Below are 16,810 nucleotides of genomic sequence, written 5' to 3'. Positions count from 1 at the left end.
CCGGGGAATGACCATGCCATCGCTTCTGTTATATGCTATAACTGAAGCAAGATGGACTAGCGAAGGTGGAGTGATGGAAGCAACCGAGATCGTGCTGCCTGCCGTCGGCGAGCCGGAGACCCTGCAACTGCGCACCCGCTCCCTGCCCGAGCCCGGCCCCGGCCAGGCCGTCGTCCGGGTGGAGGCCACCGGCGTCTCCTTCGCCGAGCAGCAGATGCGCCGTGGCAAGTACTACGACCAGCCCGCCTTCCCGTTCGTCCCCGGCTACGACCTGGTGGGCGTGGTCGAGGCGACCGCCGCGGACACCGCGGACAACACGGGCGCCGCGGCCGATGGAGCCGCCGGGAACACCGGTGGTGCCGGCGCGATCCGCAGCGGGCAGCGGGTCGCCGCGCTGACCAAGACCGGCGGCTGGGCCGACCGGGTCCTGCTGGACACCGCCGACCTGGTGCCCGTCCCCGACGCGGTGCCGGCCGCCGACGCCGAGACGGTCGTGGTCAACGGTGTCACGGCCTGGCGGATGCTGCACCGCACCGCGAAGGTGCGCGCCGGGCAGACCGTCGTCGTCCTCGGCGCCGCCGGGGGCGTCGGCAGCACTCTGGTCCAGCTCGCGGTGCACGCCGGCATCCGGGTGATCGGCACCGCGTCGCCGCGCAGCCACGACCGGCTGCGGGAACTCGGCGCGGAACCGGTCGACTACCACGACGACGTTCCCGCCAGGGTGCGGGCGCTCGCCCCCGGCGGCGTGGCCGCCGTCTTCGACCACGTGGGCGGCCCGGGCATCAAGGACTCCTGGCGGATGCTCGCCCCCGGCGGCACGCTGGTCTCGTACGGCAGCGCCTCCACCCGCGACGTCCCCGGCAACGCGGCGCTTCCCGTGCTCAAGCTGGTGGCCCGCCTCATGCTGTGGAACTACCTGCCCAACGGCCGCCACGCCTACTTCTTCAATCTGTGGGCCGGGAAGTCCCGCCGGCCCGACCGCTACCGCGCCGAACTCCGTGACGACCTCGGCCAGGTCTTCGCTCTGCTCGCCCAGGGCGCCCTGACCGCGCAGATCGACCGGGTCTTCCCGCTGGACCAGGCGGCCGCCGCCCTGCGGCACGCCGAGTCCGGGGGAATCACCGGCAAGGTCGTCATCCAGCCGACCCTGTAAACCACCTCGACCCGATCCGACCCGGCCCCGGCGACGGCGCCGGGGCCGCCGCGTCCGGGAGCGCTACTCCGGATCCGCCAGCTCCTCCCGCTGCTCCTCGCTCCACGAACGGGTGTCCCGCGGCCTGACGTACGGCTCCGCGTCCGCGGGCAGGCCGCCGGCTATCGCCCGCTGCCGGGCCAGTTCGGCGTCGAACTCCAGCCCGAGCAGCATCGCCACATTCGTCAGCCACAGCCACACCAGAAAGACGATGACACCCGCCAGCGTGCCGTATGTCCGGTTGTACGAGGCGAAGTTGGCCACGTAGAGCGCGAAGCCGGCCGAGGCCAGCAGCCATACCGAGAGCGCCAGCAGGCTGCCGGGCGTGATCCAGCGAAAGCCCCGCCCCTTGGCGTTGGGCGCGGCCCAGTAGAGGATCGCGATCATCACCACGACCAGCACCACCAGCACCGGCCACTTGGCGATCGACCACGCCGTCAGCCCCGCATGGCCGATGCCCAGCAGTGTGCCCGCCTGGTCGGCGAGCGCACCGGTGAACACCACGATCAGCGCACTCGCGCAGGCCAGCACCATCAGCACCACGGTCAGCAGCAGCCGGAGCGGGGTGACCTTCCAGACCGGCCGCCCCTCCGGGATGTCGTACACCGTGTTGGACGCCCTGATGAACGCCCCCACATAGCCGGAGGAGGACCACACCGCACCCAGCAGGCCCACCACGGCCAGCACCGACCCGGTGCCCCCGGTGTCCTGCAACTGCTCCACCGCATGGGTGATGATCTCCCGCGCCGAGGCGGGCGTGAGCTCCGTCAGGTTGTCCAGGATGCGGTGGGTGGCCGACTCCCCGGCGACCCCGAGCAGCGACACCAGGACCAGCAGCGCCGGGAAGAGCGACTGCACGGCGTAGTACGTCAGAGCCGCCGCCCGGTCGGTCAGCTCGTCCTTCTGGAACTCGGTGACGGTGCTGCGGATCGCCGCCCACCACGACCGTCCGTGCAGCTGCGTCGGCTGGTCGGGCCCGGCCGCCTCGGCCGCCCGTACCCCGCGCCGCCGGAAGTGCCTGCCACGTCTGCGCCCATCGGATCTCATGGTGGATCGGATTGCCGCGAATGCGGAAAGCGAACCGGTCCGGGCGCGCCGGCCGGTTTTCCCGGGCGAAGGCTTCCCGGCCGGCGGGCACTCCGCTCCGGCCGGGCGGTTCCGGTGGGCCGGTCATCGCCAGCCGGTTCCGCTGGGTCAGTTCTCTTCGGGCTGCGCGATGTACAGGTGCGCCAGGTCCACCGGCACCGGCCCCGACGGCCGGAAGAACGGCGCCGCCAGACCGTCCTGTGCGGTGGCCGGCGCGTCGGTGAGCCGCAGCCGGTCGCGCAGCCGCCCGTAGAAGTCGGCCGGCCGCAGCCGGACCAGCCGCAGCGGGCGCGGGGCCGCGAAGACACCGATCCAGTCCCCGGGGTCGAGCACCCCGCGCAACTGCCCGTCGACGCTCACCGCGGCCTGCCCGGAGTGCGGGAGCACCCGCAGCGCGACCGGCTCGTCGGCGCCGATGACCACCGAACGGTCGAAGGTCATGTGCGGGGCGACCGGCGTGAACACCAGCGCCCGCATCCGCGGTGACAGCACCGGCCCGCCCGCGGCGAAGCTGTACGCGGTCGAACCGGTCGGCGTCGCCACGATCACGCCGTCGGCGGAGTAGGAGGCCAGCAGCCGGCCCGCGATGTAGACCCCGAGGGCCACCTGCCGGTCCCGGGCCAGCTTCTCCAGCACGATGTCGTTGAGTGCGGTGATGTCCAGGGCCACGCCCCAGCCGTCGTCGTCGGGGATCTCCGGCCTGACCTGCGGCGGCGGGAGCATCGGCCCGCGCCCGTAGCGCAGCAGCGTGTCCATCCCGCTGGGCATCTCCAGCGGCCGTGATGCCCGCATGGTGAGCGTCATCCGCTCCTCGCAGGCCGACTCGCCCGCGTGCACGGAGTCCAGCGTTCGCTCCACGTCGGCCACGTCGATCTCGGTGAGGAAGCCGACCCGCCCGAGGTCCACACCGAGTACCTGGATGTCCTTCTTGGCGGCGATCCGGGCCCCGCGCAGGAACGTCCCGTCACCACCCAGGGTGACGATCAGATCGGGGCTGCCGGCCGCGGCCACCTCCTCGCGCCCGCTGCGGCGGTTCTCGTTCACGCCCCACACGTCGATGGCCACGCACCCTATGCCGTTCCGGGCGGACCAGCCCCGTACCGTCCTGGCGCCCTCCACCGCAGCGGGGCGTCCCTCGTGAACGACAAGTCCCAACCGGCGGATCGGCATGTCCTGCTCTCCTCGGACGAACGCGGCGGCGTGCCCTGGCAGGCTACCGGCGCACGACGCCTGCTGCCTGCGGTCCGCACGCGGTGATCGCCGGCCGCCCGTCGCTGACGGCCGGGCTGCGCTTTCCCGGCGCGAGAGGTTCCCCGATACGTGAAGCGGTCCGGGACCGGTCGGGGCGGCGGATCGCACCGGCGGACCGGCGTGCTTCCAACGCCGGATCAGTGCTGCCGGTCGCCGGCCGGCTTCGGCTGTGTGCAGGGGCGTATGTGTCCGGCCACCGGCTGCACGGCACGGCAGGGCCGCGCGGTGCACCCGGGGACGTGGGAGCCGGGGCGGGCGGCGGCAGCCGTGGGAGCGTCCGCGGGGGCGTCCGCCCTGGCGTCGGCGTACGCGCAGCCCGGCGGCAGCGCGGTCGCGTTGACGTGCCGGAGGCGACGCCCGATGAGGACACCCAGCGGAAGGGAGAGCAGAGTCCACGCGGCGAGGACCAGCGCGGCGACGACTAAGAAGTGCGGCATGGGCGTTTCCGTACGAGCGTGGCGGACGAACTGCGCTTATCAGCGGTTTACCCGCCTACACGAAAACGCACCGTCTTCGCGGGCAGGACCTTGACCCTCTTGCGGCTGGAGACGGCACGCTGACTGCTGTGGACATCAAGGACCTCCTGCCGACAGGGCAGTTCGCCCAGGCCACCGGCCTGCCTCCCTGACGACGCTACGGCACTGCGACGCGGTCGGCCTACCTGTCCCCGCCGCCACCGGCTCGGGTGCGCGGCTGTCGCCACTACGCTCAGCGGCCCACTGGCGACCACCTAACTCGTACGCCCCACGTGCCAGTTGGGCGCTCCCCCCGGCGGCATCCGGCGCGCCTCCCGCCGGCGCTTCCGCGGCGACGGTACCGTGCCCGACCAGGCAGGACGCCTATGGGGCGCCGCAGTGCGCCCCGCGACCCCGTGGCCGGTCCCGTGCTCCCGTACCACCCGATTGAGTCAAAGGGCTGCCGTCACCGGATCACCGTCCGCCCCTGTCCCGCGTCCGGCGTGAGGCCGCGGTGCCGTACGCCCCGAGTGCCTCCGGCCGCCGGTATCCGACGCAGGCCGGCGGTCGTTGGGCAGGTACGGGCGTCAACCCGTGCCCGTGCTGCTCCAAGGAGAGCTGACATGACTCATGACATGGCCCAACAGTCGCCGGCGGTGGTCTTCAACGCATTGTTCTCCGACCGCACCGCCTGGGCGGCCGGCCGCACCTCCGCCTACCCGGAGAACGGCCGGAACCCCGGCGACAACAAACTCGACCAGATCGGCCCCGCGTACGCGCCCACCGCGAACGGCGTCTTCCGCGCCCGCCGCGGCCCGCGCGGCCTGTGGTACACCGACCTGGTCTCGACCGAGTACGCCCCGGGCGGCTTCGAACTCCTGCCAGGCGACGAGGTGAGCGCGACCTGCCTGGTGCACGCCACCCGCGGTGCCTGGCCTGCCCTGTGGACCTGGGGCCGCGACACCAGGACCGGCCGCCCGCAGCCGGGCCACGGGGAAGTCGATCTGTTCGAGTACCACCCCACCAACCCGCGGCTGCTCGAACTCACCAACCACGTCGCCGGCGCCGGCGACTACGCGCGCGACGCCATCACCCCCGACCGTCCCTTCCTGCTGCGCGTCGTGCTCGGCAGGCACAGCGTGGACTGGTCGGTGGACGGTGTCACGGTCTTCGCCGACGGCTTCGGCGTCGGCGCGCAGTGGCGCGCCTGGCTCGTGGTCGGCATCAGCGTGTCGGCGGGCGCCTACGGCCACCTGGCGCCCGCCCCGGGCACGGACGAGCTGAGCTGGCAGTGCACCGGCCTGACCGTCAGGCGCCCAGCGGCGGCGTGACCCGCCGCAAGACCGCGGCTCCACCGTGAACACGGTGCCCTGCGCGATCGCGCACGGCGCTCCCGGCGCCGTCCTCGGCGACCGCGAACAGCGCCCCGGCAGACCGCCTGCCGCCGCCCGGCACGCACGGTCCTGGCCCGCGCGACCGGCGGCACCCCCGCCGCCGGCCGCGGGTACTGAACGCTGAAACCGCCGGTGAGGACGGCGGGACCCGGGGCGTTCCCTCGGCTCCGGCCGGCCGGGCGGGCCCTTGCGGCTCGCGGGGCAGCCCGGGCCGCGCCGCGCGCCCCCGGCGGCCCGGGACGCGGACCTGCGGGGTAACGTTGTGCGTAGGCCCGCTGGCACATGGTGGAGGACTGCCGTCCACCGCATCGCGCGTGCATGACCGTGCGCATCCCGGGCATGCGTGCAGAGCACGCGAGCAGGACGGCCGGCCAGGGCGGCCGCACCCCGAGAAGAGACGGTAAGACGGTAACTGTGATGACCGACCAGCCACCGGTGACCGGCGCCCCGAGCGCCCCGGCGAAGGCCGCACACCCGGACCCGTCGCAGCGCGCGACCGGCAACGCCGGCCGGGGCGCACCGTGCTGGGTGAGCCTGAGCGCACGCGACCTGGAGTCCGCCGAGAAGTTCTACGGCACCGTCCTCGGCTGGGAGTTCCGCTCCACCTCGCTCGGCGACCACTTCGCGGTCGCGCTCAAGGACGGCAAACCGGTGGCCGGCATCGGCGCGGTCGCCTCCGACATGCAGGTCGCCGTCGTCTGGACGCCGTACTTCGCGGTCACCCAGGCCGACGAGGCCGCCGCCCGGATCCGCGAGCGCAGCGCCACCGTCGCCCTCGGCCCGGTCGCCTTCGCCTCCGGCCGCGCACTGGTGGCCGCCGACCGGGACGGCGCCGTCTTCGGCGTCTGGGACGGGCGCCTGCCCTACGGGTGGGAGACCTGGCACGACGAGGGCCCGGTCGTGCTCCGGCTCCGCACCCGTGACGCCTTCGAGGCGGCCATCTTCTACGGCGGTGTCCTGGAGTGGGCCGACGGCGAACCCGGCGGCGCCTCGGTCGCCTACGAGAACGAGGAGGTGGTGGTCCGCAGCCGCGGTGAGATCGTCGCCCGCCTCGGCTCGGGAGCCGTCGAGGCCGCCCCCGATCCCCGGATCCGCCCGCACTGGGAGGTCCAGTTCGCCGTCGACGACGTCGCCGCCTGCATCACCGCTTCCCGTGCCCTCGGCGGGACCCTGATCCAGTCCGGCACCACCCGGGCCGGCGAGTACGCCGAACTCCGCGACCCCGACGGGGGCCGCTTCACCGTCGTCGCCGCCCTCCACCCCCCGCAGCCCGCCGGCCGGTGAGCACAGGGGCTCGTTCCCCCCTCCGTCACCCGTCCGGCCGGCGGCGGCCCGGTGCCGAACACCCGGTGCCGAACACCCGGTCAGGGATCCCCTCTTGGACCCCCGGTGACGCCCAGGGCAGCCGTTCTTGGTGAACGCGCCCTCCGGCGGCCCTGGTTGGCGCATTCCACGGGTGTGTCCTCCCGGGCCCGGGGCAGACGCACCGGCAGGGTGAGGTGCGGTCCTGGAAGGGGTACGCCAGGTGGACGACATCAGTCTGTCGGCGCGGGAGATGCGCGTGCTGCAGGAGTTGGAGAAGGTGCTCCGCCGTGAGGACCGGCGGCTGGACCGGCGGATGCGGTCGGCCGGCCACCGGGCCGGGGGCGCGAAGACCGGTCCTGGGTGGAACGGACCGGCGCGCGGCAGGCCCGTACCGAACGCTCCGGGGCCGAGCCGCAGGACGCCCGGGGGACAGCGGCCGGGCGGGCCGGGTCGCGGCGCCTGGTTCCTCACCGTCCTGTCGGCGTCGTTGCTGGTCGCGGCCCTCGGCGCCTCGGGACGGCTCACCCGGCGGATGACGGCGCTGGCCTTCGGGGCCGTATGGCTGACGACGCGGCTGACCACGCACCGGCACGCGAACGCCTGACCGGCGCGGTTCACCGACCCTGCGCGGTCCGCCGACCCGGCGCGGCCGGCCGGACCGCTACGCCACCGCGTCCCCCGGCCGGAGCGGCTTGCCGCCGACGGGCCCGGGTTCCGGCTCCGGCGGGGCCGCGGGTACGAGCTCGCGGGCGAGCAGTGTCGCCCCCGCCACCGCGCCCGGCATCAGCGGCACCGCGAGCACCGGCACCAGGAACGCCAGTACCAGCGGCACCCCGAAGCCCAGCACCATTCCCAGCCGGCCGCGCAGCAGCCGGAGTTGCTCCCGCAGCGGGACCTCGCGGCGCTGCAGCGCCACCCCGGCCAGCTCCAGGGTGAGGAAGAACCCGGAGACGCAGAAGCCGATCGCCGGGACCACGGTCTGCCCGGCCACCGGGATGAAGCCCGCGGCGAAGAGGACCACCCCGAAGGCGGCCACCCGCACCAGCACCCGGACGCTGTCCCGCGCCGAGATCCACAGCTCCCGCCACAGCGGCCGCTGCGGCCCGGCCGGCGCACCGCCCTCGGCCCGGTCCACCCGCTCGGCGACCGTCTCGTAGAACGGCTGGCCGACCAGCAGCGTCACCGCGGTGAAGGAGATCAGCGCCAGCAGCAGCCCGCCACCGAAGAGCACCGCGGTCAGCAGCCCGCGGAAGACGCCGGCCCACGCCGACGCCCAGTGGTCGGCGAAGGGCGTGGCCCAGTCCGCCAGATCATCGGCCCACAGCGCCAGCGCGACGAGCGCGGCGGCGTACCCCACGAAGGTGATCAGCGCCGGGATCATCCCGAACCGCCAGTCCCGACCGTGCCGTATCGCCCACCGCTGGCCCTCGAAGAGCAGGCGCAGGCCCCTGCTGAGATCACGCATGGCCGGATCGTAGAGGTCCGGGGCCGTCCCCCGCCTCCCGGTCGGCGCACTTCGCCGCGGCGGGCGCGCATCTTAGGGCAGGCACAGGCAAGTACCGCAGGAAAATGACGGAAATCCCCGAACCGGGTGCAGCGGTGCGTAATTTCTTCGTCACCGCCGGAACACGCCGGCCGGTGACGGCCCAACCTGCCGTGCAGTGAGGGGAGTTACGTGTCCGGGATCGACGAGTGCCTGCTCGAAGCGATGACGCTGCCCGGGGCGCGCGGTGCCGCTCTGGTGGAGTGGATCAGCGGTCTCGCGCTCGGCAGGATCGGCGAGGCACCCGGCGGCGACCACGAGGCGATGGCCGCCGAGACCGCCGAGTTCGCCCGGGCCGCCGCCGAACACCCGGTCTTCACCGCGCCGGAGACCGGCGGGCACGGACTCCCGGCCGACGCCGACGCCGGAACGGACGCCGACGTTGGCATGGACGCCAAGGCCCCGCCGGTCGAGGACCTGGTGGTGGTCACCCGCACCGACTACCACCTGCTGCGGTTCGTCGCGTCCCCGTACGAAGGCGGCCTGTTCCTGCACCTGTGGCTCGACCGGACGCACGCCAACCTGGCGCTGGCCCTCCTGCGGCTGCGCGACCTCGCCGAGCGGCTGGTGCTCGCATGACCGCCACGCGGGCCGCCAGCGCCCCGCTGTCGCCCCTGCTGGTCCGCCTCGCCCAAGAGCGGGCCACCGGCGCCCTGCTGCGCAGCACCGGCGTCCTCTATCTCTCCGACGGCGCGGTCGTGCACGCGGAGAGCCCCAGCGCACCAGGCATCGAACGGCTGCTCACCACCGGCGGCCGGCTCCCCGCTGAGGCGTGGCGGGAGGCCGTCGACCAGGCCGGCGCCCAGTGTCGCATCGGCCACTGGCTGATCGACCACCGCCGGCTCTCGGCCGGCGAGGTGGAGATCAGCCAGCTCGGCACCCTGCACGACGCCGCCTTCTTCGTCCTGGCCCCCAGTGGCGGACCCAGCCGCTTCCGGCACGGCGCCGAGCACTGGTTCGGCGTCGTGAGCGCGGTGCCCGTGCACGAGGTCGAGCGTGAGGCCCGCCGCCGCAGACGCCTGCTCGACGCGCTGTGGCCGCACCCGGGTCTCGACGACGCCCCGCTGGTACGCCGCCCCGCCGCCCGGCTGCCGCCCGTCACCCGGCGGCAGCGGGCCCTGCTCGACCTCGCCGACGGCTCACGGACCCCGGCCGCCATCGCCGCCGCCCTCGGCCGCCCCGCCTTCCACACCCTGGTCGACGTCCGGCGGCTCGCCGCCGCCGGACACCTCGCCCCGCCCGACGGCGCACCCCCCACCGCCAGAGCACCGCTGTGGTTCAAAGACATCGGCGGCGACCCGGACACGGCCATGCTGCGCCGTCTCCGTGACGCCCTGGAGCACCTGTGAGACGGACGCTGAGACAGCGCGCCGAGAGGAGGAAGCTGATGGTCCACGAGGCCGAAGTACGCGACGAGATCGGCCGGTTGCGCTCACGGCTGCCGGACGTCACGGGCGTCCTCGCGGCGACCGTCGACGGCATGGTCGTCGCCGAGGACGCCCCAGCCATCGAGCCGGAGGGCTTCGCCGCACTGACCGCCGCCGCCCTCGGCGTGGGCCTGCGGCTGACCGACGCGGCCGGCCAGCACACCTTCCGCGAGCAGCTGATCCGCACCGGACACGGCTACATCGCCACCTACGCGGCCGGCGACCAGCTCGTCCTCACCGTCCTCGCCGGACCGCAGATCAACGTGGGCCGGCTGCACCTGGAGGCCCGCCGTTGCGGCGCGTCCCTCGCACTGCTGCTCGACGGCGCCGCCGACCGAACGGAGGACGCCCGACCCTCATGACCGAACGCACTCCCCGGGCGCGCAGCGCCACGGCCAGAATCCCACGCACCCCCACCAGGCAGCCGGAACGACCCGGCACCCCGAAAGGAAGCACAGACATCATGGCCAACACCGAAACAGCCCTCAAGGACGCGATGACGAGCATCGAGGGCGTCATCGGCGTCGCCCTCGTCGACTACTCCAGCGGCATGGCGCTGGGCACCCTTGGCGGCGGCAAGGACCTGGACCTCACCGTCGCCGCGGCCGGCAACACCGACGTGGTGCGGGCCAAGGCACGCACCATGGAAATGCTGGGCCTCAAGGACGAGATCGAGGACATCCTGATCACCCTCGGCTCCCAGTACCACCTGATCCGGCTGCTCCACGGGCGCGGCAAATCCGGCCTGTTCCTCTACCTCGCGCTGGACAAGCAGCGCTCCAACCTCGCCATGGCCCGCCACCAGCTCAAGCGGATCGAGAGCGATCTGGAGATGTGAGGGCGCGCCCCTTCCCCGGCGGTCCGGACGCGGCCCGCAGCGGGGAAGGGGTGCCACCCCGCCCGTTCCGCGGCTGCCGGCCCGGCCCGCTTGTTACAGTGCGCCGGTGCCCGCCTCTTCACGTGACTCCGCGGCCGGCGCCGGATGGCGCAGCCAACAACCCGGTTCCTACCGGGAGTTGATGCCCGACGACGTTCCCAAGGTCTTCTGGCTCAACCCCGCGACGCTGTGGAAGGCCCGCAACGGACCGCTCGCCTCCCTCTTCGGCGACCCGACCGGCACCGACCGCGAACGGTGGGTCCAGGGGCAGTTGGAGCGCGGCGGCGACCCCGACCTGGTCATCCGGCGAGACGACCCGGCCGCCTACTCCTTCGTGTACATCGCGGACACCGGCGAAGGCGACGACCCGCAATACGCCGTCGTCCCGGGGCTGTTGAAGGCCGGCGCGGACACCCGCTTCGCCGTGCTGTCCAGCGACGTCCTCTACCCGGTGGGCAGCGCCAACGAGTATCCCCACAAGTTCTTCCGGCCGTACAAGGACTACGACGCCCCGATCTACGCCGTCCCCGGCAACCACGACTGGTACGACGGCCTCACCGGCTTCATGCGGGTCTTCTGCCGCGCCCCGCAGCTGCCCGAGCCGCCCCGGCCCAGGCTGCTGTCGGCAGCCTGGTGGCGCACCCTGCTGTGGAAGCGCCCGGACACCCCCGACGACGCGGCCCTCGACCGGGCCCGGCTGCTGCGCTCGAAGCCCGCACAGGCCGCGGAACAGCCGGGTCCCTACTGGGCGCTGGACACCGGCCCCCTGCGGATCATCGGTATCGACACCGGTCTGCTCGGCGACATCGACCAGCAGCAGGGACAGTGGCTGCGCCGCGTCTCCCAGGGGCCCCGGCCCAAGATCCTGATCACCGGCTCCCCGCTCTACGTGGACGGCCGGTACGACCCCTGCGCGATAGCCGGCGGCGGCACCGTGGACGACATCGTCCGCGACCCCGCCAACAACTTCGTGGCAGCCATCGGCGGCGACATCCACAACTACCAGCACTACCCGGTCGACGTCGACGGCCGCCGGATCGAGTACGTGGTCGCGGGCGGCGGCGGCGCCTTCATGCACGCCACCCACACCATCCCGCGGGTCGCCGTCGGCGGCGTGGTCGAAGAGGACTTCCGCTGCTACCCGCTGCGGGGCGACTCGCTCGCCTTCTACAGCCGGCTCTACGGCCGCCGGCTGCGGCTGCGCAAGCTCTTCGAGCTCACCCCCGAGCAGGCGGGTGCGGTGGTCGCCAAGCGGCTCGGCATCACTCCCGTCCGGCCCGCCGACGCCCATGTCACCTGGCGGAGCAGATTCGTCGCGACCGTACTCGGGGTGGCGCCCTCCCCGCACCGGAAGGCATGGCTGCGGCTGCCGGTGCGCAAGACGTACACCAAGGTGCTCTCACCGGGCTCGGCGACCTTCAGCCCGCCGTTCTTCAAGAGCTTCCTGCGGCTCGACGTCACCCCGGGCGAGGTCCGGATCCGGGCCTACGCCGCCACCGGCATGCGTGAGCAGGAACTCGACCCGCCGGTCGAGGACGACTTCACCATCACGCTCCCGCCGGACCCCGCATAGCGCCCGTACGCTGGGGCGACGCGATCGCGGAGGTGCACGATGACGGAGCCCGGTACCGACCGGCGGGTGTCGCTGGGGTCCTGGCCGACCCCGGTCGAGCCCGCCCCCCGGGCGCTGGGCCTTGGCGCCGGCGACCTGTGGGTCAAACGGGACGACCTCACCGGCCTCGGCGGCGGCGGGAACAAGGTCCGCAAGCTCGAATGGACCTGCGGCCGGGCGCTCGCCGACGGCGCCACCGTCCTGGTCACCACCGGCGGACGGCGGCAGGTGCCGGACACGCCCTGGCATCCATCCGCCCCCTGGGCAGCGCCGACGGCATCTGGACACCCACGGGCCGCCCGGGAAGGATGACGGATGCACGCACCCGGGCGCCGGGGACGCGCACCGAACCGTACGACCGGCGGCCGTCGTTCCGGTCCGGTCGTTCCGCCCGGCCGGAGGGAGACACCTGATGACCGCTCGCCCGCTGCCCGCCGACACGCCCGCCGCCCAAGGCGTCGACGCGACCGGGATCGAAGCCTTCCTCGACGCGGTGGAGGCCGCCCCCGGCATCGAGCCGCACAGTCTGATGATCCTGCGGCACGGCAAGCTCATCGCCGCCGGCTGGTGGGCGCCCTACACCGCCGGCCGGAAGCAACTGCTCTACTCCCTCAGCAAGAGCTTCACCGCCACCGCCGCCGGCCTGGCCGTCGCCGAAGGACTGCTCGACCTCGACGCACCGGTCGTCTCGTACTTCCCCGAGTTCGAAGCCGGGATCACCGACCCGCGCAGCCGCGCCATGCTGGTCCGGCACATCGCCTCGATGGCCTCGGGGCACCTCGCGGACACCCAGCAGCGTGCCCTGGCACGCGACCCCGACGAGCCCGTCCGCGGTTTCCTGCTGCTGCCCCCGGACCGCGCCCCCGGCACCGTCTTCGCGTACAACCAGCCCGCTACGTACACCCTCGCCGCGATCGTCCAGCGTGTCACCGGCGCCACCTTGACCGCGTATCTGCGGCCCCGGCTGCTCGACCCGCTCGGCATCGGCGACGTGGGCTGGCTGGAGTACCCGGCCGGCCGCGCGATCGGATTCAGCGGTCTGCACGCGACCACCGACGCTGTCGCCAGGCTCGGACAGCTCTACCTGCAGGGCGGCGTCTGGGAGGGTGAGCGGCTGCTGCCCGCCTCCTGGGTCGCCGAGGCGACCCGCTGTCACATCGCGAACTCCAGCGGCACCCCCGAGGCCGCCACGTCGGACTGGCAGCAGGGCTACGGCTTCCAGTTCTGGCAGTCCCGGCACGGATACCGCGGTGACGGCGCGTACGGGCAGTTCTGCGTGGTGCTGCCCGAGTACGACGCGGTGATCGCGATGACCGCGCAGACCGAACTCATGCAGGACCAGGTGAACCTCATGTGGGACCACTTGCTGCCGGCCTTCGGCTCCGCGCCGCTGCCCGGCCGGGACAAGGCCGACACCGCGCTGCGTGAGCGGCTGGCCCGGCTCGCGCTTCCCACGCCCGCCGCCGGCCCCGGGACCCCGGCGGACCCGGACGCCTGGTCCGGTGTCTCCTTCGCCCCCGAGGGCGGTGGCTGCGCGGCCCAGCCGACGCTGACCGCCGCCACCCTCACCGCCGCCGGGACCGGCTGGACGCTCACCCTCACCGACAGCGACACGCCACTGGACCTGGCCTTCGGCGGTTCCGGCTGGACGGTCGCCGACACGCCGGTACCCGCCGCTGTCACCGCCACCTGGCCGGACCCGGCCACCTTCACGGCGGACATCGCCTTCCTGGAGACTCCGCACCGCCTGACGGTCAGCTGCTCGCTGCCGGAGGGCACTTTCACCGCCCGCTGGCACACCGCGCCGCTGCACCCCGGCCCCCTGCACCAGTACCGGTCACCCGAACGCTGAGGTCCGCGTGGTCTGCCGGGGCCGCCCGGGGGAAGAACACCCGTGACCGGCCGGCGATCATCGGGAGCGCGGGGCGGCCCCACGGGGACAGGCGGTGATGGCCATGCGGGCGGTGCGGCGGTTCGACGCCTACCAGCAGCGGCACGGCTGGGCCGGCGTGCCCCTCGCGGTGGTCTACAAGTTCGTGGAGGACCAGGGCGGCTACCTCGCCGCCCTCATCGCCTACTACGGCTTCCTGTCGGTGTTCCCGCTGCTTCTGCTGCTCGTGTCGGTCCTCGGCTTCGTGCTGCACAACGACCCGCACCTGCAGCAGATGGTCGTCGACTCGGCGCTGCACCAGTTCCCGGTGATCGGCGACCAGATCGGCGAGAACATCACCTCCTTCCACGGCAACCCGCTGGCGGTGGCGGCGGGCGCGATCGGCGGGCTGTACGGGACGCTCGGCGTCGCCCAGGCCGCCCAGAACGCGCTGTCGAAGATCTGGGCGGTACCCCGGCACGCCCGGCCCGATCCGCTGCGGGCCCGGCTGCGCAGCCTGCTGGTGCTCGGCGGCTTCGGCATCGGGCTGCTCGCCACCACCAGCCTGACCGCCCTCGCCGCCGACGAACGGTTCTTCGGCGCGCGCCTCGGCGTCGCCGTCAGGACCGGGGCCACCCTCGTCTCGGTCGCGGTCAACGTCGGACTGCTGCTCTTCGCCTACCGCTTCTTCACCGTCCGCAGCGTGCGGCTGCGCCACCTGGCCGGCGCGGCGGCGGGCGGCGCCGTGCTGTGGCAGGCCGTGCAGTGGGCGGGCACCTACTACGTACGGCACCAGCTGCGCGGCGCCACCGCGACCTACGGCCTCTTCGGGATCGTGCTCGGCCTGCTGACGTGGATCTACCTCGGGGCGCTGATCTTCGTCCTCGCCGCCGAGGTCACCTCCGTGCGGGTCCGCCGTCTGTGGCCGCGCAGCCTGCCCACCCTCTTCACCGACAAGGTCGTCCTCAACCAGGCCGACGAGCGTGCGTACACCTCGTACGCCACCACCGAGAAGTTCAAGGGTTTCGAGCACATCCGGGTCTCCTTCGACCAGCCGGCGGCACGCAGCCGACAGGACGGGGGAGCGCGGGGGCCTGTCGCCGGCCAGGATCACGCCGACAGGAAGCCCGGGGGTACGGCCGGCGAGGAGGGCACGGCGAAGGGTGAGCGCGGCCCGTGCGACGGCGGCACCAACGGCACGCAGGGCGGGGCGACACGATGGCGCGGGACGGGTCCCGCCGACCCGCCCCCTCCCGCCGACCCGCCCACTCCGGCCGACTGAGCCGGCCGGTGCCGCCCGCCGTCAGGTCTGCCGCTGCGGCGCGTACGCCTCGGCGGTCAGCCCGAACGTCCACGCCACGCCCTCCTTCGCCGTCCGCGTCCCTGGCGGCACCCGCAGCCAGTACGTACGACTGGTGCCGTCCGGCTCCGGCGTGGAGTTGACCACCTCGACCATCACCACGTCCTCGTCACCGGTCAGTGCTATCCGCCACAGCACACCCGTCTCGTCCTTGTGCAGCGGCACCGCCCCTGATTCGTCGAGATAGCGGTCGTAGCCGTAGTGCTCCAGCATCACCCGGCGCAGCTCCGCGTTCTCCTCCGTGCGGATCCGCTCGGCGGTCAGCGCCCCGAGTTCCGCCAGGAATTCCGCGGGCACCGGCATGCCCCGCCAGGCGTACAGCGCGAAGCCGTCGGAGAAGGCCAGCGCCGGACCGTCCGCCCGGTCGAGGCGGCCGGCCTCGTCCCGGTGGAGTTCCACAGGCCGCTCGCAGAGCACGGCGGTCCGCTCGTACGGCCACCACCAGCCGGCCGCCCCGGCGACCGCGGCCAGGCCCGCCAGCGGAGTGTCCGCCGAGGTGTCGAAGGCGCACAGCCACGCGGCGTCCTGCTGCCCGAGCACCGCGTCGAGCAGCACCAGCCGGATCGCCGCCTGCTGCCGCGGGTCCGCCGCGTACACCTCGATGATCCCGGTACGGATCCGGCTGACCAGCCCCTGCGTGATGTCCCACAGCCCGGCTCCGGTGGCGTTCCACCGCTCGGTCCAACCGGCCGGCCCGAGCAGCGTGTGCAGCCGGTCCCGCTCCGCCGCCCACGGCCGGCTGCGCACGGCGTCCCGCACACTGCGGCCCCGGCTCCCGGCCGGCTGCGCGGCAAGCCGGCGCACCGCCTCCCGTGGCGAGGCCACCCACCGGATGTCCGCCGGCTCCGGCAGCCCGGCCCAGCGGTACGCCAGCCGCACGCCGGCCTCGGCCGCCGCGCGGTCCGCCGGCCCGGTGGCCGCGGCCGTCCGCCGCCAGAAATCCCCGGTGGCCACGCCGCCGGTCCCGTCACCCTCGTTCACGCCACTCCCTCCCGCACGGGCGAGCCCTTCCCGCCCGGATCGCTGCCTGCCGCGCACCCGACGTCCCCGCCGCAGTGGTCAGTCGGCCACCAGCCGTACCGAACCCGGCACGTACTCCCGCTGCCGCACCACGCGGTACCAGCCCCTGGACAGCGATATCGGCCCGTGCTCCTCGTGCACCACCCGGCCGCCCTCCGGCAGATGCAGCAGCATCGGCCCGGCGGGACCCGCCTCGCGCACCAGCCGCCCGGCGCCGACCACCGCGTGCGCGTGCCCGGTGACTTCGCCCAGCGCCAGCACCAACCGCCCCCGTGCGTTCCGAGGTTGGCGCGGCGCGTCCTCGATCCCGGACGGCAGCGCCGACTCCTCGATCGGCACGATCAGCACATCCCCCTGCCGGTACACGGCACTCCCTCCCCGCGACGCGCGGTGCGCCGCCGTCGGTTCCGACCGTAGC

The 16,810-nt window shown here is 73.7% G+C and carries 17 protein-coding genes and 1 pseudogene; 12 read left to right on the top strand and 6 right to left on the bottom strand.

Annotated features, from left to right (window positions below; translation table 11 throughout):
- Window positions 1-73: 73 nt before the first annotated feature.
- Window positions 74-1,153, top strand: coding sequence for a medium chain dehydrogenase/reductase family protein (locus OG552_RS00970; RefSeq protein ID WP_329128721.1), 1,080 nt, complete (start codon window positions 74-76; stop codon window positions 1,151-1,153).
- A gap of 63 nt (window positions 1,154-1,216) precedes the next feature.
- Here the strand turns inward: OG552_RS00970 and OG552_RS00965 are convergent, their stop codons facing one another.
- The 3 genes from OG552_RS00965 to OG552_RS00955 form a co-directional block, all read right to left on the bottom strand.
- Window positions 1,217-2,239, bottom strand: coding sequence for a YihY/virulence factor BrkB family protein (locus tag OG552_RS00965; RefSeq protein ID WP_329128719.1), 1,023 nt, complete (start codon window positions 2,237-2,239; stop codon window positions 1,217-1,219).
- A gap of 147 nt (window positions 2,240-2,386) precedes the next feature.
- The gene (locus tag OG552_RS00960; RefSeq protein WP_329128718.1) at window positions 2,387-3,448 is read right to left on the bottom strand and encodes an NAD(+)/NADH kinase; all 1,062 of its coding nucleotides are present in this window, start codon (window positions 3,446-3,448) and stop codon (window positions 2,387-2,389) included.
- A 218-nt stretch (window positions 3,449-3,666) separates the two neighbouring features.
- Window positions 3,667-3,966: a hypothetical protein gene (locus tag OG552_RS00955; protein ID WP_329128717.1), complete on the bottom strand. Its 300-nt coding sequence runs from the start codon at window positions 3,964-3,966 to the stop codon at window positions 3,667-3,669.
- Between the two features lie 641 nt (window positions 3,967-4,607).
- Between OG552_RS00955 and OG552_RS00950 the strand changes: the two genes are divergently transcribed.
- The 3 genes from OG552_RS00950 (at window position 4,608) to OG552_RS00940 (ending at window position 7,287) form a co-directional block, all read left to right on the top strand.
- Window positions 4,608-5,315: a beta-glucanase gene (locus OG552_RS00950; protein WP_329128716.1), complete on the top strand. Its 708-nt coding sequence runs from the start codon at window positions 4,608-4,610 to the stop codon at window positions 5,313-5,315.
- Between the two features lie 480 nt (window positions 5,316-5,795).
- Entirely contained in the window at window positions 5,796-6,662 is an 867-nt protein-coding gene (locus tag OG552_RS00945; protein ID WP_329128715.1) for a VOC family protein, read from the top strand.
- A 241-nt stretch (window positions 6,663-6,903) separates the two neighbouring features.
- The gene (locus OG552_RS00940; protein ID WP_329128713.1) at window positions 6,904-7,287 is read left to right on the top strand and encodes a DUF3040 domain-containing protein; all 384 of its coding nucleotides are present in this window, start codon (window positions 6,904-6,906) and stop codon (window positions 7,285-7,287) included.
- 57 nt (window positions 7,288-7,344) lie between these two features.
- On the opposite strand, the gene OG552_RS00935 is transcribed toward OG552_RS00940, so the two are convergent.
- A complete protein-coding gene (locus OG552_RS00935) occupies window positions 7,345-8,148 on the bottom strand; it encodes an EI24 domain-containing protein (RefSeq protein WP_329128710.1) in 804 nt (267 codons plus the stop codon).
- Window positions 8,149-8,358: 210 nt separating this feature from the next.
- Here OG552_RS00935 and OG552_RS00930 point away from each other — a divergent pair, with 210 nt between their 5' ends.
- The 8 genes and pseudogenes from OG552_RS00930 to OG552_RS00895 all read left to right on the top strand — a co-directional run bounded on the left by OG552_RS00930 (window position 8,359) and on the right by OG552_RS00895 (window position 15,294).
- The gene (locus OG552_RS00930; RefSeq protein WP_329128709.1) at window positions 8,359-8,805 is read left to right on the top strand and encodes a hypothetical protein; all 447 of its coding nucleotides are present in this window, start codon (window positions 8,359-8,361) and stop codon (window positions 8,803-8,805) included.
- Complete coding sequence (locus OG552_RS00925; RefSeq protein WP_329128707.1) at window positions 8,802-9,575, top strand: transcriptional regulator; 774 nt, start codon at window positions 8,802-8,804, stop codon at window positions 9,573-9,575. Before OG552_RS00930 ends, OG552_RS00925 begins: the two co-directional genes overlap by 4 nt.
- A 38-nt stretch (window positions 9,576-9,613) precedes the next feature.
- Entirely contained in the window at window positions 9,614-10,015 is a 402-nt protein-coding gene (locus OG552_RS00920; protein WP_329128705.1) for a roadblock/LC7 domain-containing protein, read from the top strand.
- Window positions 10,016-10,116: 101 nt separating this feature from the next.
- Window positions 10,117-10,491 (top strand): hypothetical protein, encoded by a 375-nt coding sequence (locus OG552_RS00915; protein WP_329128703.1) that lies wholly within the window; start codon window positions 10,117-10,119, stop codon window positions 10,489-10,491.
- Between the two features lie 106 nt (window positions 10,492-10,597).
- Window positions 10,598-12,103, top strand: coding sequence for a metallophosphoesterase family protein (locus tag OG552_RS00910; protein WP_329128702.1), 1,506 nt, complete (start codon window positions 10,598-10,600; stop codon window positions 12,101-12,103).
- Window positions 12,104-12,142: 39 nt separating this feature from the next.
- Window positions 12,143-12,358 (top strand): annotated as a pseudogene (locus OG552_RS00905) (D-cysteine desulfhydrase family protein); the annotation flags it as partial.
- A 196-nt stretch (window positions 12,359-12,554) separates the two neighbouring features.
- On the top strand, window positions 12,555-13,994 hold the full coding sequence (locus tag OG552_RS00900; protein WP_329128701.1) for a serine hydrolase domain-containing protein: 1,440 nt from the start codon (window positions 12,555-12,557) through the stop codon (window positions 13,992-13,994).
- A 97-nt stretch (window positions 13,995-14,091) separates the two neighbouring features.
- A complete protein-coding gene (locus tag OG552_RS00895) occupies window positions 14,092-15,294 on the top strand; it encodes a YihY/virulence factor BrkB family protein (protein ID WP_329128700.1) in 1,203 nt (400 codons plus the stop codon).
- A gap of 21 nt (window positions 15,295-15,315) precedes the next feature.
- Here the strand turns inward: OG552_RS00895 and OG552_RS00890 are convergent, their stop codons facing one another.
- Together OG552_RS00890 and OG552_RS00885 are read right to left on the bottom strand one after the other, a co-directional pair.
- On the bottom strand, window positions 15,316-16,353 hold the full coding sequence (locus OG552_RS00890) for a DUF6745 domain-containing protein (protein ID WP_443070852.1): 1,038 nt from the start codon (window positions 16,351-16,353) through the stop codon (window positions 15,316-15,318).
- A 78-nt stretch (window positions 16,354-16,431) separates the two neighbouring features.
- Window positions 16,432-16,758: a hypothetical protein gene (locus OG552_RS00885; RefSeq protein ID WP_329128698.1), complete on the bottom strand. Its 327-nt coding sequence runs from the start codon at window positions 16,756-16,758 to the stop codon at window positions 16,432-16,434.
- Window positions 16,759-16,810 lie beyond the last annotated feature (52 nt).

It is taken from the genome of Streptomyces sp. NBC_01476 (assembly GCF_036227265.1).
Classification (GTDB): domain Bacteria; phylum Actinomycetota; class Actinomycetes; order Streptomycetales; family Streptomycetaceae; genus Actinacidiphila.
This window is presented reverse-complemented; position numbering and strand designations above follow the sequence as displayed.

Excerpts from the sequence above, each read along its gene's own strand:
- OG552_RS00960 (WP_329128718.1), bottom strand. The coding sequence starts at position 3,448 with ATGCCGATCCGCCGGTTGGGACTTGTCGTTCACGAGGGACGCCCCGCT.
- OG552_RS00945 (WP_329128715.1), top strand. The coding sequence starts at position 5,796 with ATGACCGACCAGCCACCGGTGACCGGCGCCCCGAGCGCCCCGGCGAAG.
- OG552_RS00950 (WP_329128716.1), top strand. The coding sequence starts at position 4,608 with ATGACTCATGACATGGCCCAACAGTCGCCGGCGGTGGTCTTCAACGCA.
- OG552_RS00935 (WP_329128710.1), bottom strand. The coding sequence starts at position 8,148 with ATGCGTGATCTCAGCAGGGGCCTGCGCCTGCTCTTCGAGGGCCAGCGG.
- OG552_RS00970 (WP_329128721.1), top strand. The coding sequence starts at position 74 with ATGGAAGCAACCGAGATCGTGCTGCCTGCCGTCGGCGAGCCGGAGACC.
- OG552_RS00965 (WP_329128719.1), bottom strand. The coding sequence starts at position 2,239 with ATGAGATCCGATGGGCGCAGACGTGGCAGGCACTTCCGGCGGCGCGGG.
- OG552_RS00900 (WP_329128701.1), top strand. The coding sequence starts at position 12,555 with ATGACCGCTCGCCCGCTGCCCGCCGACACGCCCGCCGCCCAAGGCGTC.
- OG552_RS00955 (WP_329128717.1), bottom strand. The coding sequence starts at position 3,966 with ATGCCGCACTTCTTAGTCGTCGCCGCGCTGGTCCTCGCCGCGTGGACT.
- OG552_RS00915 (WP_329128703.1), top strand. The coding sequence starts at position 10,117 with ATGGCCAACACCGAAACAGCCCTCAAGGACGCGATGACGAGCATCGAG.
- OG552_RS00895 (WP_329128700.1), top strand. The coding sequence starts at position 14,092 with ATGGCCATGCGGGCGGTGCGGCGGTTCGACGCCTACCAGCAGCGGCAC.
- OG552_RS00925 (WP_329128707.1), top strand. The coding sequence starts at position 8,802 with ATGACCGCCACGCGGGCCGCCAGCGCCCCGCTGTCGCCCCTGCTGGTC.
- OG552_RS00920 (WP_329128705.1), top strand. The coding sequence starts at position 9,614 with ATGGTCCACGAGGCCGAAGTACGCGACGAGATCGGCCGGTTGCGCTCA.